This is a genomic window from Haliea sp. E17, from assembly GCF_048323675.1.
Lineage (GTDB): Bacteria > Pseudomonadota > Gammaproteobacteria > Pseudomonadales > Halieaceae > Mangrovimicrobium.
This window is the reverse complement of sequence record NZ_JBLWFK010000005.1, coordinates 53,658-69,695: the sequence shown is the minus strand read 5'-3', so window position 1 is coordinate 69,695 and position 16,038 is coordinate 53,658. Positions and strand designations below refer to the sequence as shown.

Annotated in this window: 15 protein-coding genes; 2 read left to right on the top strand and 13 right to left on the bottom strand. The window is 65.5% G+C overall.

The window, feature by feature from the left end; all coding sequences use genetic code 11:
- Positions 1–85 precede the first annotated feature (85 nt).
- Entirely contained in the window at positions 86–499 is a 414-nt protein-coding gene (locus ACNKU3_RS13735; RefSeq protein ID WP_418260066.1) for a hypothetical protein, read from the top strand.
- Between the two features lie 58 nt (positions 500–557).
- On the opposite strand, the gene ACNKU3_RS13730 is transcribed toward ACNKU3_RS13735, so the two are convergent.
- From ACNKU3_RS13730 to ACNKU3_RS13675, 12 genes are all read right to left on the bottom strand, one after another.
- On the bottom strand, positions 558–1,901 hold the full coding sequence (locus ACNKU3_RS13730; protein WP_418260065.1) for a M20 metallopeptidase family protein: 1,344 nt from the start codon (positions 1,899–1,901) through the stop codon (positions 558–560).
- A 189-nt stretch (positions 1,902–2,090) separates the two neighbouring features.
- Positions 2,091–2,765: a hypothetical protein gene (locus ACNKU3_RS13725; protein WP_418260064.1), complete on the bottom strand. Its 675-nt coding sequence runs from the start codon at positions 2,763–2,765 to the stop codon at positions 2,091–2,093.
- 151 nt (positions 2,766–2,916) lie between these two features.
- On the bottom strand, positions 2,917–4,440 hold the full coding sequence (locus ACNKU3_RS13720) for a CHAD domain-containing protein (RefSeq protein WP_418260063.1): 1,524 nt from the start codon (positions 4,438–4,440) through the stop codon (positions 2,917–2,919).
- Positions 4,430–4,891 (bottom strand): ion channel, encoded by a 462-nt coding sequence (locus tag ACNKU3_RS13715; protein ID WP_418260062.1) that lies wholly within the window; start codon positions 4,889–4,891, stop codon positions 4,430–4,432. Before ACNKU3_RS13715 ends, ACNKU3_RS13720 begins: the two co-directional genes overlap by 11 nt.
- On the bottom strand, positions 4,881–5,912 hold the full coding sequence (locus tag ACNKU3_RS13710; RefSeq protein WP_418260061.1) for a DUF2955 domain-containing protein: 1,032 nt from the start codon (positions 5,910–5,912) through the stop codon (positions 4,881–4,883). The genes ACNKU3_RS13715 and ACNKU3_RS13710 overlap by 11 nt, the downstream gene beginning before the upstream one ends.
- Positions 5,913–5,930: 18 nt before the next feature.
- Complete coding sequence (locus ACNKU3_RS13705) at positions 5,931–7,082, bottom strand: HlyD family secretion protein (RefSeq protein ID WP_418260060.1); 1,152 nt, start codon at positions 7,080–7,082, stop codon at positions 5,931–5,933.
- Entirely contained in the window at positions 7,079–8,605 is a 1,527-nt protein-coding gene (locus tag ACNKU3_RS13700) for an efflux transporter outer membrane subunit (protein ID WP_418260059.1), read from the bottom strand. The genes ACNKU3_RS13705 and ACNKU3_RS13700 overlap by 4 nt, the downstream gene beginning before the upstream one ends.
- Complete coding sequence (locus ACNKU3_RS13695; protein ID WP_418260058.1) at positions 8,602–9,834, bottom strand: AI-2E family transporter; 1,233 nt, start codon at positions 9,832–9,834, stop codon at positions 8,602–8,604. The genes ACNKU3_RS13700 and ACNKU3_RS13695 overlap by 4 nt, the downstream gene beginning before the upstream one ends.
- Positions 9,835–9,881: 47 nt before the next feature.
- A complete protein-coding gene (locus tag ACNKU3_RS13690) occupies positions 9,882–11,111 on the bottom strand; it encodes a hypothetical protein (protein WP_418260057.1) in 1,230 nt (409 codons plus the stop codon).
- 29 nt (positions 11,112–11,140) lie between these two features.
- Positions 11,141–11,956: a sugar phosphate isomerase/epimerase family protein gene (locus tag ACNKU3_RS13685; protein ID WP_418260055.1), complete on the bottom strand. Its 816-nt coding sequence runs from the start codon at positions 11,954–11,956 to the stop codon at positions 11,141–11,143.
- A 14-nt stretch (positions 11,957–11,970) separates the two neighbouring features.
- The gene (locus ACNKU3_RS13680; RefSeq protein ID WP_418260054.1) at positions 11,971–13,137 is read right to left on the bottom strand and encodes a sulfotransferase family protein; all 1,167 of its coding nucleotides are present in this window, start codon (positions 13,135–13,137) and stop codon (positions 11,971–11,973) included.
- 3 nt (positions 13,138–13,140) lie between these two features.
- A complete protein-coding gene (locus ACNKU3_RS13675) occupies positions 13,141–14,259 on the bottom strand; it encodes an LLM class flavin-dependent oxidoreductase (protein ID WP_418260053.1) in 1,119 nt (372 codons plus the stop codon).
- 257 nt (positions 14,260–14,516) lie between these two features.
- On the opposite strand from ACNKU3_RS13675, the gene ACNKU3_RS13670 reads away from it, so the two are divergent.
- The gene (locus ACNKU3_RS13670) at positions 14,517–15,119 is read left to right on the top strand and encodes a carboxymuconolactone decarboxylase family protein (protein ID WP_418260052.1); all 603 of its coding nucleotides are present in this window, start codon (positions 14,517–14,519) and stop codon (positions 15,117–15,119) included.
- Here ACNKU3_RS13670 and ACNKU3_RS13665 read toward each other — a convergent pair.
- On the bottom strand, positions 15,116–15,934 hold the full coding sequence (locus tag ACNKU3_RS13665; RefSeq protein ID WP_418260051.1) for a 4'-phosphopantetheinyl transferase family protein: 819 nt from the start codon (positions 15,932–15,934) through the stop codon (positions 15,116–15,118). The two genes, ACNKU3_RS13670 and ACNKU3_RS13665, sit on opposite strands and share 4 nt — an antisense overlap.
- Between the last annotated feature and the right edge of the window lie 104 nt (positions 15,935–16,038).

Sequence of the window (16,038 nt, the reverse complement as noted above, 5' to 3'; positions counted from 1 at the left end):
GCCCTGTGCAGAAAACTGGCAGTAAACAAAAGCAGGAGCTAACCTTCGTAGACTCGTTTGTGAACAACAAGGGGTAATTACAGGTATGAAAATCAACAATATGGTTGTCGCGGCTGTTGCCGCGGTCTTTGCATTGTCGCTGTCTGCTTGCAGCAAGGAAGATGTGGACTCGGCCAAGTCGTCGATGTCCGAAGCAGCGGAGACCGTGAAGGAAAAGACCAGTGAAGCGGTGGATTCCGCCGGAGACATGGCCAGCGACGCAATGGACGCGACTGGTGAAGCCATGTCCGACGCAGGCGACGCGATGGGCGATGCCTGGGAAGACACCAAGGATGCGGCGGGTGATATGGCCGATGAGGCCGGCGATGCAATGGATGACGCAATGGATGACGCCGGTGATATGGCGGAAGAGGCGGGCGATGCGATGGAAGAGGCCGCTGACGATGCCGCCGATGCTGCCGACGAAGCCGCCGACGAGGTGAAAAAAGCGATGGAATAAGCCTGCAGGCTGTTCCGCATAACGGGGCCGCTAGCGGCCCCGTTTTGTTTGCAGCCGCTTATTCAGGCGTGCCCGGCGCGACGCCTTCGGCAAACAGCGCAACCAGCACGGCAGACATTTGCGCGACCCCCGCCTCGATCGCCGGAACCGCATCCGGGACAAATTTTGCGGAGTGCAGGCTGGGCAGGTTGGTTCCCTGCGCCTTTGCCTGTGCAATGCGCGCTTCGCTGGTAACGCCCAGCCAGAGCAACAGTGAGGGAATGCGTGCATCGGTGCGGCCGTAGCGGCTGAAATCCTCCCCCGCCATACTGGGTTTGAGTTTCACTACCGGCGCTGCCGACGGCCCCTTGCGCAGGATATCCACCACCTGTTCGGTCAGGGCGGGATTGTTGTACACCGAGGGAGTGTATTCGTCGGTGACCACAACCTCTGGCAAACGATCTTCCGGAACACCCGCGGTGCGTGCGATTCCCTGGCTGATCTCCTCGATGCGGCGCAGCAGGAAGGCGCGGGTATCGTCCGCATAGCTGCGCACGGTCAGCTGCAGTTTGACTTCGTCGGGAATGATGTTGTGCTTGCTGCCGCCGTGGATGGAGCCGACGGTGATCACCGCCGGTTCCAGCGCGGACAATTCCCGGCTGACAATGGTTTGCAGCATCGTGATGATTTCCGCCGACATCATGATCGGATCGATACTCGATTCCGGGTAGGCGCCGTGGCCGCCCTTGCCGTAGATGGTCACATCCACTTCGTCGACGTTGGCCATCGCGTATTCCGGTGCGTAGCCGATGGTGCCGACCGGCAGGTCCGGATAAACGTGTAGCGCAAGGTTCAGGTCCGGTTGGGGAAAGCGAGTGAACAGGCCGTCCTGCAGCATCGCCAGGGCGCCGGCGCCGAGTTCCTCGGCGGGCTGGCCGATGAGTTCCAGGGTGCCATGCCAGTCTCCGCGATGGGCCATCATTTCCGCGGCCACGCCCAACAGTACCGTCATGTGAACGTCGTGGCCGCAGGCGTGCATGACCGGCACCTGGCTGTCTCCCTGCGACAGGCCGGTCGCCTTGCTGGCAAAGGGCAGGCCGGTATTTTCCGCCACCGGCAGGCCGTCCATGTCGGCGCGGTACATAATGGTTGGGCCGTCACCGTTCTGCAGCAGTGCGACCAAGCCGTGCCCGCCGATATTGCGGGTGACCTGGTAGCCCATTGCCTCGAGGTGGTCGGCGAGATAGGCGGCGGTTTGTTCCTCCTGCAGGGACAGCTCGGGGTTCTGGTGCAGGTGTTGGTAGGCTGCCTGTAACTGTTGCTCCGTCAGCGCTTCGCTGGCCCGGGTGTCGGGGGTCACCACGGCGAGGGTGCTGAGAATGGACGCGGCAATTGCCGCGGGGAAGCGCGAGGGGCGAATCATGGGTACCTGCCTGGAGTGCTGTCGGTTGGATGAGCTGGAAATGCAGGTCCAAGCGTAACTGCTTATTATCGCCAGTACACGCTGAAATTCGCCGCGAGCCCGCCGTCCCCAATTCCGGCGCACGGGTCAGGGGACTGCAGCGGACCGGGAGCCGGAGTGGCGCCGGCCCGCCGCGAGGACAATCATTGTTCAGCCGCAGCTAGTCGATCTGCCGCGCATGCCCAGTGCTGCCAATGCCGAACCAAACAACCACAGCGAGGCGGGCAGGGGCACCGGGGTCAGCTGCAGCTCACCCTCGAAACGGGTGAAGCCGCCCGTGCTGTTAACCACGCGAAACGTGCCGGCGGCGCTGGTGTCGCCGCTGCCGTCCGCCTGGGTGTTGCCCAGTTCGTACAGGCGCAGTTCCAGATTGCCGGTCAATGTCCCGAGGCCGCTGAGATCGACCAGCGAAGCGACCACCTCGCCGCCATTTTGCGCAATGCCCTGCAGTGGGCTGCTGAAACCGTCCAGGCTGGAAAACACGCCAATGCTGCCGGGGCCGGTGTTGGAGGCGCGGGTGCCGATCGCGAGCCAGTCGAGGTTCAGCAGGTAGCCCTCGGCAACCGAGAGGCTGAGGCTCAGGTAATCGTCCGCCTCGCTTCCCGACCACCCGGAACTGCTGAAGGAGTCAGTGCCGGTGGTCGCGTTGAGACCGGCGCCGCGGGACAGCGTCGCCGCTTGCAGGCCGCTTGCCAGATTACTGGCGACCATTACCGTCTGGTCCCCGGGCTGGCCGGTCATATCCCAGGTGGCTATGGTGGCCGCCTGGCTGACGCCGCTGGTGAAAAATGCCGCTGCGGCGATGATCAATGTTTTCAGATTCATGCTGACTTCTCCCTGTCGTGCGTTGTCTGTCGTCCGTGACACGGGGAATTCCCCCCGCTCAACCCAGCATACGCAAGAACCCGGCTGCATGGGATGGCTGGTCTGGAAATGATGGAATTGTCCGTCGTGCCGCCGGCTGCCCGCTGCGCGGTCAATGCCAGAAACACGTTGCGCGCTGCATTTTCCGCCACACCGGTTGCCCCGCCCGGCGGCAGCTGGCCTCCCTGGCCGCCGACCAGTCCTGCACCAGCAGCAGGCCGGAAGATGACAGGGCGCGCGGCGGCAGGCTGGCGATCAGCTTGCGCGCGACGACGGCGTCGTTGGCTTCCCCCAGCCGGTCCTGTAACTGTTCCAGCTGTTTCAGGTAGAGGTCTGCGGCCGCTCCCTGCCAGAGGCTGGAAAAGAACTCCATCGCATAGCGGGATTTCTTGCCGCGTTTGCGCAGGGCGTGGCGTTCTTCCTCGGTCATTTTTGACAGGGGGCGGCCATCCAGTAACAGGTCGCGGTGGGCCCTGCCCAGTACACTGAGCGCAAAGGGCTGCAGGGACTGGGTGAAGATATCCCCGGAGGCCTTGTCCAGGGACAGAAGCCAGCGCTGGAACTGCAGCATGAGACGGGTGAAGCGCTGGCCGGCAAGTGCTTCGCGGGCTTCGGCGGTTGCGTGTTTGCGCTCCCGCGTCGCCAGCTGATGCAGTCGCCGGAGGTCGTCACTTTGCGCAGGGGCCTCCCGCGCTATCTGCGGCAGGGTCTCGCTGTGAAACACATGCCAGTCGCGCGCCGGCGCGAGGCGCGATTGCAGCCAGCGAAACTCCCCATTGAACGCCTTGCGCTTGTCGTAGGGCAGGATTGACTTGAACCCGCGGAGCGCGGCCCGGGTGCGGCGTATCGCCACGCGGGCCTGGTGGACGCCCTCGGGCTGGCCCTGCAGCGCCGGTTGCAGGTTGCGCTGCAGGTGCCCGAGCGCCTCCCCGACAATACAGAGAAATGCCTCGCCGACACTAGCACCCGGCTCAAGCGCCACCGTCCTCGCCTTACTGCGTTTTACCCGCAGTGCCGGACGGGCCAGCGCGTAACCGCGTTGCGCCTTGGTCATATACAGGGGGTGCCAGCCGATGTCCCGGTCCAGCTCGAGCAGGAAATCGAGCATGCGCAGCGGGTCGCCGCTGAGCAACTCGAACTCGGCCTCACAGACCGGCTCCCGGCGCTCCCGCTTGCCGTGTCCGCACAGTTCGCCGATATCCAGGTCGAGCATGAAATGGGTATTGCCGCGCACCAGGTGAATTGAGGTGCGTTCGACATCGGTGGTGAACACCGCTTCCAGGCGGGCCTTGAACTTGCCCTCACCGAGACGGCGCAGGGCCGCGGAGTCAAACCGGCGCAGCTCCGGCTCCGGGCCGTCCACCGGCGTATTCCATTCCTCGTAGTTCTGCATGCCTGCCGGCCCCGGCGCGGGCAGCTTTATCGTTTGTTCGCAGCTTCCGCTGTCGCCGCCGCGGCGCACCCGGAGTGCGGCGCCGGCCTTGCGCAGGGTGTGCTGGCGGGTGTCGAAATAGGTGCTGACCAGACGGCGTTTGCGGCGCTTACCTGTCGCCGCCTGCTTCAGGATTGTGGATTTGAGCAGTTTTCCCGCGGTACGCGGCGCTACTGCGAATTTCAGTTCGCTCTCAATCTCCATTGGTCGGCACGCGGGGGAGCTCTTCGCTGCCGCGGTGAACCCTGAATTTCACCACTTCCTGGAAGGTCCGTGACAGCGCCGCGGTGGATACCCCGATCATCAGCACGCCGTTGACCGCTTCCAGCGGACCCAGTACGCGGTGGGCTTCCGACATGACGATATCGCCGTAGCCCAGGGTGGCGAAATTGACTGTGGAAAAATAGAACGCTTCGGTAAAACTCCCGAATTCACCCAGCGCCATGAACAGCAGCGCCCAGGCCGCCGCCTGGGCCAGGTTGCCGATAATCAGGATCAGCATCAGTCCCGCGGTGACCCGCATTGCGGCCATAAAGGTGGTCGACATTCGCTCGTAGCGGCGGGAATAGTAACGCAGGGCGGCGACGACCAGGATTCCCTGCAACAGCAGGCAGACGATCATGGTGCCGATTCCAAGGGCGAGGTTAAACAGCATGAGTCATTCTCCGGGTTCGGTCGCCGCGCCAGTTGCGCCAGTTCTCCAGTAACGCCATGGCCAGTATGGCGTAGAGAGTCACCGCGATGAACAGGGCGAGGCGCACCGCGAAGGCCTGGTAGACATCCTTGCCGTTGGCGCTGTCCTGCACCGCGGCGCCGAGCAGGATCAGCATGGTGGTCAGGGTGTTGACCCAGAAGCTGGCCCCGAAGCGGCTGGCGCGCGCGCCGTAGGCACCGGACATCAGCAGCAGCGTCACCAGCACCACCCAGCCGGTGAAGAACCACAGTTCCACCGCGAGGCTCAGCAGTCCCCACACCGCGATGGCGCAGATTCCGCCCAGTGCCGTACTGCCGATCAGTTCGCGGCCGGCGTCGCGCAGGCGGACCTCGGTCGCCTCCCGCCCCAGCAGGATACTTTTCACTGTCAGTGGCAGGTAGGCCGCCGGGTTGGTCAGGGTCAGCAGGAAAGCCGGCAGGACGATCAGGGTGGCGCGCAGGGACAGCCAGCCGCCTTCCTCCGGGCTGACCGGCGCCGGGGGTGGTGGCGGCGTCCCGCTGCCCTCCGGGAACAGGGGATAGGCGAGCCACAGGCTGACGATGGCGATCGCCACGCTCAGTGCCAGGGTGGCGATGATCGCCAGGGCCAGCGCCTGGCTGACACAGCTGGCGGCAGGAATTACGGTAAAGCCCATGGCCAGCAGGGTGGAGGGCACTTCCTTGCCGCCGACGATGGCCAGCCGGCTGGAAAAAAACAGGCCCAGTGAGATCAGCAACAGCGCGGAGACCGGCGCGAGTTGCAGCAGCGGGCCGATGGCAACCCCGATGCCGAGGGCGACGACCATGAACAGGATGACGATGATACTCGCTTTCAGTCCCGGCGGGCGGGCGGGCTTGGCGCCCAGCAGTATCGCCAGCAGCGGTGCGATAAAAGGGATCGCCAGGCCCATGCCGTAGCCCAGCGCCAGCGCGATGCCGGTCGCGCAGGCCAGCCGGTAGCAGCGGCGCTCGGCGATATGCATCAGCGCGGCTCCCGTGTCCTAGTAGGCATAGGACAGCACACTGAGCACCCGGATGTAGGCCTTGCCGAGCATCCTCAGCAGCCAGTGGCCCTCGCTGTAGGCAATCACCGACGCCTGGCCGCCGAGCCGCAGGTTGCGCAGGATCTCGGGGGAGGGGCTTTCCGTGAAATCCACCTGCACCGGGAAGCGCTGCGCCTGGCGCAGCCAGTCGCGGTTGTTCTGCACGCTGGGCAGGGCGCCGGGCGGCGGCGGCGAGCCGGCGCTCACGCCCACACCGATATCCCGGACCCGTCCCCCGAATACCTGCCCGGGCATCGAATCGAGCAGGATCTCCACCGGTGTCCCGGGCTTGAGGTGGCCGAGGTTGTTCTCGGTGTAGTCGGCGTTTATCCATACCTGCTGCACCGCCACCAGGGTGAGTACCGGGCTACCGGTGCCGGCGAACTGGCCGACATCGGCGCGCAGGTCGGTGATCACGCCGTCGGACTGGGCGACCACCGTCGTGTTGTCGAGGTCCAGCTGCGCCTTGTCCACCGCCGCCTGCGCCGCCTGCAGCAGGGTGTTGCCGGAATCGTCGCTGTCGCCGCCCTTCTGCTCGATGGCGCGCTGCACGCCTGCCACGGCGGCGGCGACCTGGGCCCGGGTCTGGGCCAGGGTGGCGCTGGAGATCTCCAGGCGCCGCTCGGAAATCGTGCCCGGGTCGTCTTCGCGCAGGCGCTTCAGGCGGCTGTAGTCCTGTTGGGCCTTCAGCTGCCCGGCCTCGGCCGCGACCAGGTTGGCCCGGGCCTGTTCCACAGCGGCGTCGCCGGCGGAGACCTGCTGGCGGGTATTGTCGAGGTTGGACAGCGCGCTTTGCAGGGCGATGTCGTACTGCGAGCGGTCGATACTGAACAGCTTCTGCCCCTGCTGGACCCGGGTGTTGTTTTCCACGTGGATGGCTGTAATCACACCCGCCACCTTGGGCGCGACACCCACCACGTAGCCCTGCACCCGGGCCTGCGAGGTGTAGGGCGTGAAGCGGTCCGCCAGCAGGTACCAGGCCAGGGAGACGAGCAGCAGGACCAGGACCACCAGCACGCCCCGGTTGGTCGAGGGCGGCGGCGGAGGAGCCTCGTTGGCGGGGGCTGGCGCGGCGTCCGGTGCGGGCGTGGTCGGGTTGGACTCGCTCATGGCGGGTTTCCTTGCTCCGGTGGTTCGGTGAGAGGCGCATCCAGCAGGTCGCCCCAGTCGGTGCGTTCCTGCATGGTCTCGCGCATTTCCTGCGGCACCAGGTTGTCGATGGTAGCGGCCTGCCAGCCGCCGCCGAGTGCCTTGTACAGGGCGATCACCGCGGCCACGTGGTCGCCGCGGTTGACGATGGCGCGGTCCGCCTGGGCAAAGCTCGCCGCCTGCGCGTCGAGAACCCGCTGGAAGTCGGAATAGCCCTCGCGATAGCGCTTGCTGGCGATCGCCAGCGAGCGCTCGGCGGCGGTCACCGACTGGTCGAGAATCTGCTGGCTGGCGCCGGTCTGGGCAATTTTCGCCGCGCTGTCGTCCACTTCCCGGGCGGCGCTCAGCACGGTGGCCTGGAAACCTTCCAGCGCCTGCTGCAGGCGCGCGTCCTGGGCCCGCACGTTATTTTTCAGCTGGCCGTAATTGAAAATATTCCAGCTGAGCGCCGGTCCACCGGCCAGTCGGGTAGTGTCGCCGACGGCGTTCACGCTGCTGCCGGACCAGCCGATACTGCCGCCGAGGGAAATCGCCGGGTAGAGGTCGGCCTGGGCGACGCCCACCTGCGCCGACTGTGCGGCGGCCTGCCACGCGGCGACCCGCACATCCGGGCGGCGCAGCAGTAGCTCGGCGGGCAGTTGCGCCACGCTCGCCGCCTCGAGTTCCGGCAGCGTGCTGTCGACCGCATCCAGCTCCGGCACGTCGCCGGGCGCGCGGCCGAGGATCGCGGCGAGGGCGTTGCGGGTCTGGGTGAGGCCCAGTTGCAGGGCGGGGATGGTCGCCAGGGTGCCGAGGTACTGGGCCTTCGCCTGCTGCACATCCAGTTCGGAATCCTGTCCCTCGTCGAACAGCTTCTGGGTGATCTGCAGGCTGCGCTCCTGTAGTTTGACGTTGCTGCGCGCAATCTCGATGCGTTGCAGGGTGGTCTTGTAGCTGTAGTAGAGCGAGGCCACCTGAGCTGCCAGCAGTACCTGTACGTCGTGCTGGTTGGTCACCGAGGCGAAGTAGGCGGCGTCCGCGGATTCGATGTTGCGCTGGAATCGCCCCCAGAAATCGATTTCCCAGCCGACGGTGAAGGCAGCATCCGCGGTGCGGAAATCCTTGTGCCCGTCGTTGAGGCCGCCGTCGGTATCCTGGGTTACCGCTACCCCGGAAGCGCTGATCTGTTGCACTTGCGGGTAGCGCAGGCCGCTGGCGATGCCCTGCAGGGCGCGGCTCTCGAGCACCCGCAGGCCGGCGATGCGCAGGCCTGGATTGGCGCTGCGCGCCTTGATCACCAGGTCGTCGAGCACCGGGTCGTCGAAGCGCTGCCACCAGCTGCCGAGGCCGGCCGCGTCCGCCTGTTGCGCGACTTCGCCGTAGAGCCCGGGCTGCCAGCCGGCCAGCCAGGCGATATCCGGTTCGCTGTAATCAGGCCCGAGCGTGGTGCAGGCGCTGGCGACGGCCGCCAGTGCGATAACCGCGAGCCGACGGGCTCGTTTCATTCGCCGTCCGCCGCCGCGCTGGCCTCCTCGGGGACGTCCGCCTCATCGACCCAGGCCATGAATATCTGGTAGGCCACCCCGAGGATAACGGCGCCGATAAACAGGCCGATAATGCCGCTGCTGAGCATGCCGCCGATGGCGCCGATCAGTACCACCGGCATGGGCACCGCGAGGCCGCGCCCCAGCAACAGTGGTTTCAGGACATTGTCCGCGAGCCCTGCCAGCAGCAGGTAGACGGTAAATATGCCGTTGGAAACAGTCGAGGCATCGCCGGCCGTCCACATCCAGGCGATGACCGGCAGGACGATGATTGCCGCGGGAATCTGGGCGATACCGAACAGCAGGGCGACCAGGGCGAGTATGCCCGCGGCGGGAACACCGGCGAAGAGAAAGCCGATGCCCAGCAGCACCGCCTGGATGAAGGCCACGCCCACCACACCCACCGCGACGGAGCGGATAGTCGCAACGGTAAGCTGGTGCAGTTCGGGGCCGGTTTTCGGCCCACAGACCCGAACGAAAATGCGCCGGGTGGAACTGGCGCCGGGGTGGGCGTAGGCCATCATGATGCCGGCGATGATAAAGGCGCCGATAAAGGCCAGGATGGTGGTGAGGCCGCTGCCCATGAAACCCAGGGCGTCGCGGAACAGGGTGCGTACCTGGGTCTCGTGCTCGCGCAGGAAGGCGGCGGTGTTACTGGCGGCCTCGTCCCAGGCTTCGAACACTTGCGGGCCTATCACCGGCCATTCCTGCACACTGGGCTTGGGTGCGGGGATGCGCAGCTCCCCGGCGGAAAAGCTGCGGTAGCTGTCCAGTGCGTTGTCGATCAGGGAAATGCCGAGCAGCACGGTGGGAACACCGAGGATGAGTACCAGGCCGAGTACCAGTACGGTCGCCGCGCGACCATTGCTTCCGCCGAGCTTGGCCGCAATCTTTTCATTCAGCGGGTACAGTGAAATGGCCAGGACAATGGCCCAGACCATCAGTCCCATGAAGGGTGAAAACACCTTCAGGGCAAACCAGGCGAGCAGCGCGATCAGCCCGAGGCGCACCACGAGGTCGGTCAGTTCCGCGTTGCGCTGTTCCGGTGTTTTCGTCGAAGCTTGCATCTGCTTGTCCCCCTGGACGCTGGTTGGCGCGGCGCCGAATGTGCTGCTGCGCTTGATTATGCCGAAAGCTTGCAGGTCAATATAGCCGATGCCCGGGAGGGAAGCCTGTTTGATTGCAGGCACAGCCGCCTGCGCGCAGCTGGCGGCTGCGTTGCAGCGGCGCCTGCAGTTCAGATGCCGTAACGCCTGCGGATGGCGTTGAAGCGTGTGTGTAACTGTTGTGCGCGCTGCTGCGGCGTTACCCGCGGGGTGTCCGCGGGCAGCACCTGCGCCAGTTCGTCGACGCCGACCACGCGAGTGCTGAAGTCCGCGTTCTCGGTGGAAAGCAGGTTGCGGTAGATCACGTTGCCGCGGACCAGGCCCTGGGTGTCCATCCAGTTGTGATAGCCGGGGTCCTGTGCGCACAGGATCAGCCTGACGATATTGTCGCTGCCCAGTGCGGTGCGCGCCGGGGTGTAGCTGACCTGGCGGTAGAGATAATCCATGCTGTTGAAAAAGGTGCCCATGTTGGCCAGCATCCAGAAACCGCTGTGTTGGGGAAACTCCAGGATCAGCGCCTCGTCCGCGGCCAGCTCCCAGCACATGTTGGCGGCCAGTCGGCCGCGCTTCTGGTCCGAGCTGTCGTTGGCGGCATCCGCGGGGAAGGCGTTGACCTTGACCGGGTCCACCGCGGGGCTGTACTCGTAGGGATGGTCGGGCCAGTCGTCCATCAGCGACTCGACGAAGGTGCCGGCCCAGGCCATGGCCTCGGTGATATTGTCGACCGTGGGCAGGGGGCGGGGCGTGTCCATGTCGATGCGTTCGATGCTGATGGTCGCCGGCAGTTCGTCCCAGTGGTCGAAGCCATTGCGGATAAACAGCTTGCGCGACTGCGGCGTGGTCGGCAGCCAGTTGGGGCCGCGCTGGGGCCCGCCGATGTACAGCTCGAAACTGCCGTCCCAGGCAGTCTGCAACTGGTGGCCGAAGATATTGGCCTCGGGAATATCGCCGAAGGGATCGTGCAGGCTGGGAATATCCGTGCCCGGCTGGGTTTCCGGGCGCTCGCCCTGCACGGTGATGTTGAAGAATTTCGCGGTGCCGCGGTTGCCGCTGATCCGGTAAACGCTCTCGCCGTCGATCCACGCCTGCTGGTACATGAAGTCGGCGGCGTCGCCGCCCAGCTTGCAGTAGGGCGTACAGAAGCGGTGAATGGCGGGGTAGCGGGTATCGCGGGTTTCCAGGGCGAAGTCGAAGGCCTGGCCGAGGTTCTGGGTGAGGAAGCGGAAGGCGTCGGCGCGGTGTTCGGGGGTGGCCGGGTTGTAATCCTTGAACACCCGGTCGCCGGCGGCTTCCAGTTTACGGCAGAACTCCCGCCAGGCATCGCGCAGGGGTTCGTCGGCGGGGCTGTCGCCATAGGCCATGCTTGTCTCCCTCGCAAACCGGCCCTGGTTCAGGCGCCGAGTTCGCGTAACAGTGTGTCGAGGTAGTCCGCGGCGCGCTGGGTGGCGGCGAAACCGCCCTCCTCGTCGATGCGCGGGCCGATCAGTTCAGGGTCAAACGCGCCCTTGTAGCCAGCATCCAGCAGCCATTCGAACAGGCGCTTCAGCGGCATGTCGCCGTCCCCCGGCACCGCCCGGGCAGGGACGCAGCGGTCGCCGTAAACGTAGTCGCTCACCTGCACCAGCTGGGTCAGGGGCATCGCCCGCTTGAAGGTGTCGCGCAAACCGGCTTCGGTCCAGCAGCCGGGCAAGTCGATGCAGACACCGAGGCCGGCGAGTTCCGCCAGGTGTACGGTGTCGCGCAGGCTGTGGGCAAGGTGGATGTCCGCGTAGGCCGGCGGCGCGTTCTCGATCAGCAGGTGCACACCGGCGGCGCGGGCATTGGCCGCGCAGGGCGCCACCGCCTCGGTGAATACCCGGGCGGCGTCTTCCCAGTCCATGCCGCCGTGGCCGCCGGTCACCATGTAGATGGAATTGGCGCCCAGTGCCGCGGCGGCCTCGATCTCGGCGTTCAGGCTGTCGCGCGGCGCCTGCCAGCTGGCCGGGTTGGCGCTGAGGTGTTGCTGGGGCAGGAAGGGGTGAACGACGGATTCGAGCTTGCAGCCGGCGCTTTGCAGGGCGGCGGCAGTGGCCTCCACGCCTGCCATCTGGATATGCGCGCCGAGCAGGGTGACCCGGCTGGCGCCCAGTCGGCGCCAGTAGCCCGCCTGGGTATCGAGGCTTTCGCGCATGAAGGCGATGCTGTCGATGGAAATGCGTTCGTGCATTGCGCGGGCTCCGCTCAGTTGCGTTTTTCGACGTCCAGCCCGAAGCGCTCGCGGTAGGGCGCGAACTCGGCGTTGAGGGCGTCGATGTCGGCATCGATCATGTCGGTAGAGTAGACGAACTTGCCGTAACGGTCGCCGCGGTTGTTGGCGAGGTAGTCGCGCATCGCCTGTTGTGCCGCGTCGGTGAATTCGAGGTCGCAGTAGTCGTAGAATCCGCCGATGGTGCCCACCGGGTCACTGACGAAATCCCGGTAGCGGACATGGTAGATGCGCGGGTCGTCGACCAGCGGGTTGCTCATGGTGTCGGCAATGCCGGCGCGGGTGGCGCCGAGGTGGATTGCGGCCATGGCCTTTTCATCGAAGGCCTGTCCGCCGGAAAAACAGCGGGTGAGGGTGAGGGCCATGCCGATGCGCGAGGCGGTGACCTGCACCGGGTCGCGATGGGTCCAGATCAGTCGGGCATCCGGGTAGGCGTCAAAGAAGGCCTGCAGGCGCGGCCCGTGAAAGCCCTTCAGGGCCCAGCGCTTTTTCGGCCTTCCGTGCTGGCAGGACTGCAGCATCATCTTATGGATGCGGTACTGGGCGGCGGGGTCGCTGGGAAAGCCCGCCACGGCCATGCCGATGGGCGCCCGCCACCAGGCGGTGGGCGTCATGATGCGGAAATCGAAGGCCCAGCTGCGCTCGCACTCGGGCAGGCCGTCGCCGAGCATGTCGTTGTAGGGGTGGATCTTCAGCCACTCCCGGGCGATGGCGTTGATGCCGTGCCAGTCCGCGTCGGCGATGGCCCGGCGCGGGTCGTCGTCCTTCGCCAACCCGGGTGGCGGCGAGGGCCGCATGACCTCCCAGAAGCGCAGGGAGCGGGAATCCGGGTCCAGCGACAACAGGGCGTGCAGCAAAGTGGTGCCGGAGCGCGGCTCGCCGGTGGCGAACAGCGGTTTCTCGATGACCTCCTCGGCGAGGCCGGGCACAGTCCTGTGGTCGTTGAAAAAACGCAGGCGGTCGGTGAGCAGCCAGTGGCAGACGCCGGCGGCGAATTTCTCCCCGGCCACGTCCATGCCGAGCTTCTGCAGGGCAGCCACGCCGAGGCCGAAGCGCTCCTCGAAGCTCGGGTCGCCCCAGTCGTCGAGGCCGGTGTCCGCCTGTGCTGCGCGCAGCAGCGCAGTCGTATCCAGTGCGCTCATAGCCTATTGCCCGCAGAGCTTGAGTAGTTCGTCCTCGGTCTCGCGCACCAGAGCGGCGGAGCGAGCGCCGAACTTGAGCCCGGCCATGGCGCCGTAGTCGAGGATCTTCGGCACCCGCATACCGGCGTCCACATAAGCCTTGAGCCGTTTGGCGACGTTCTTTGGCGAGCCGTGCGGGATCAGGGCGAGAATGGACTCCGGCTCCACCTTGTCGAGCATCTCCAGGATGCGCTCGCGGGTGAGGATCTCGGGGTTGATGTCCTGGTAGCCGCCCCAGTCGTCGCCCATGGGGTGCTTGAAGCCGAACTCGCGCAGGACTGTCGCCGGCGGCTGCAGAATCCAGGCCTTTACCAGCGGTGCCTGGAGGATTTCCGCCAGTTCGTCGTCATCCCCCAGCAGGCAGGTGGTGACAAAGGCTGGCACGATGGCCATCGGGTCGCGGCCGGCCCGCTCGGCGGAAGCGCGCACCACCGCGAGCTTTTCCGCGTACTCCTCCGGTGTCCAGGCGCCCGCCGGCCACCAGCCGTCGGCGAAGCGTCCGGTGATGTCGAGCATGCGCGGGCCGGCGGCGCCGATCCAGATCGGCGGCGCCTTGCCCGCGTAGAGTTCGGTGTCCAGTCGGGCGTGCTGCAGTTTGTAGAACTTGCCCTCGAAATCCACCGGCCCTTCGCTCTCCCAGAGCAGCTTGATCACCTGCAGGGATTCCTCGAAACGGCCGACCGGCCTGTTGAAGTCGAAGCCGTAGGGCACGGTGTTTTCCGTCTCGCCGCTGCCCAGGCCCATGATGAAACGGCCCTTCGACAGGTGGGAAATGGTCAGCGCCGACTGCGCCAGCAGGGAGGGGTGGCGGCGCACGGTATCCACCACGCAGGTGGCGAGCAGGGTATTTTCGGTTTTCACCGCGGCGGCGGCCGCCACCGCCATGGCGTCGAGATGGCGGTGCGGTGAGGGCGATACGGTGGCGAGGTCGGTGAATTCCGGCGTCCAGATGGAGTCGGGCCAGAAACTCACCATGTGATCCGGCAGCCAGATGGAGTGGTAGCGGCCGCTGTCGTAGTCCTCCAGGGCGTCCAGTCCAAGGGGCAGCGTGGTGCGCAGGAAGGCGGCGGGTTGTACTTTCATGGCGTACCTCGGGAGCGGGCGGGAGCCTGTGCCGCGACGAGTTTCGCAGCGCTCCCGCGTGTATTATTATGAACAGCTTTGTTCATAATAGCGGCTCTGTAGCAACAGCGGAAGTAGCGACGCTGCGACCGGGCGTTACAGAACGTTCATAACAACCACAGGCAGGAACCATGATCATTCGCCGTATCACTATGTGCATCGGAATCATTGCCTGCCTTGCGATACCCGCGCAGAAATCCAACGCCCAGGAGATCACCATGTCAGATATCGAAGCCCGCGAAGCGCACATTCTCGGCCGCCCCCCGCGACTGGAGCCGCTCGATCCGGAGCAGTTCAGCGACGAGGAACTCGCCTTCGTCCGCGACCTCTGGAAGGCCATGGGCATCGAGCCGCTGCCACAGCTGCCCGAGTACTTCGCCACCATGCTGCGCTACCCGGAACTGGTGCAGCGCCAGGCGGAGATGTCCACCACGCTCAATAACGGCAAGCTGCCCTTCCGGGTCCGGGAACTCATCATCCTGCGTGTGGGCTGGCTCTGCCAGGCGCCCTTCGAATGGGCGCAGCACGTGAAGGCGGGCAAGCGCGCCGGGCTGACCAGCGAGGAGATCGATCGGGTCACCCGCGGGTCGGCGGACCCCGAGTGGAACGAGGCGGACCGGGCGATTCTCGCCGCCGTGGAAGAGATGTTCGCGGATTCGATGATTGCCGACGCCACCTTTGCCACACTGGAGAAGCACTTCAGCATGGAGCAGTTGGTGGAGATACCCTTTACCGTCGGCGCCTACCAGGCGACAGCCTACCTGCAGAACAGCTGGCGCTTCCGCCTGATGCCGGGGGTGACGGGGCTTGCCGACCGCTAGGCCGGGAATTGCCAGAACAGTTCCCGCGGTTGCTGCAGAGGGATTGTGTCGAAGAACCGGAAGCGTCGCCCCTGTGGTGCGTTCGGCCCTGGCGATACCAGTTGTTTCACTGTGACTGCAATGCGGTGTTCGCTGCGCGGATAGAACAGCCAGCTGCGCCATGAGTCCGGTGTTTCTTCAATCCCCGGGGCGAATTCGAGGCCGATTTCGTCCCGGATCATTTCCGTTGCATCGCCCCTGATGCCAAAGCTGAAATCCGCCAGAGGTACGCGAAAAATCCCCTCCCCGCAGGCCTTGATCCAGGATTCCTTGAGTGTCCAGTAATCAAAGAAGCGGCTGCGCTGCAGGTCCTGCGGCAGGGCGAACATTTCCTCCTGTTCGGCGGCGGAAAAATGCGATCGCGCAATGGCCTCCAGATCATTGCGCCGCCCAATGTTCTCCACGTCGCAGCCGATATCGTCGACCAGTGTTACCGCGCAGATGATCATGCCCCGGGTGTGGCTGAGGTTGAAACGCAGCGGCAGCGGCGGATCGATGATTTCCGGCTTGCCGTTGGCGCCGGCAAGGAACTGCCACGCCTCGGGAGGAATTGGCGCGTAGGCCGACAGCAGGTCGCGGACGAAGGCGCGGGTCACCAGCGCGGCGTGCCGGTCGCGCTCGAATTTCAGGCGTTGTTGCCGGTGGGATTCCTCAGCCGACAGTAGTGCTGCGTAGCGCGCCAGCAAGTCGGGGGACGCGATATCGTCGGGGCTGGTCGTCCACAGGTGAATTTCGCCGGGAAGAATGTCCAGCACGGGTGGTGTAGCGTTTGGCATGTCAATCTTTGTGCCAGGGATTGGCTGCATCAGTCTGGAGGATGGCATTGCGCCACAATTGGCCGCCGGAGGGCAACTCCCAACGCACGCTAATTCAGTGGAAA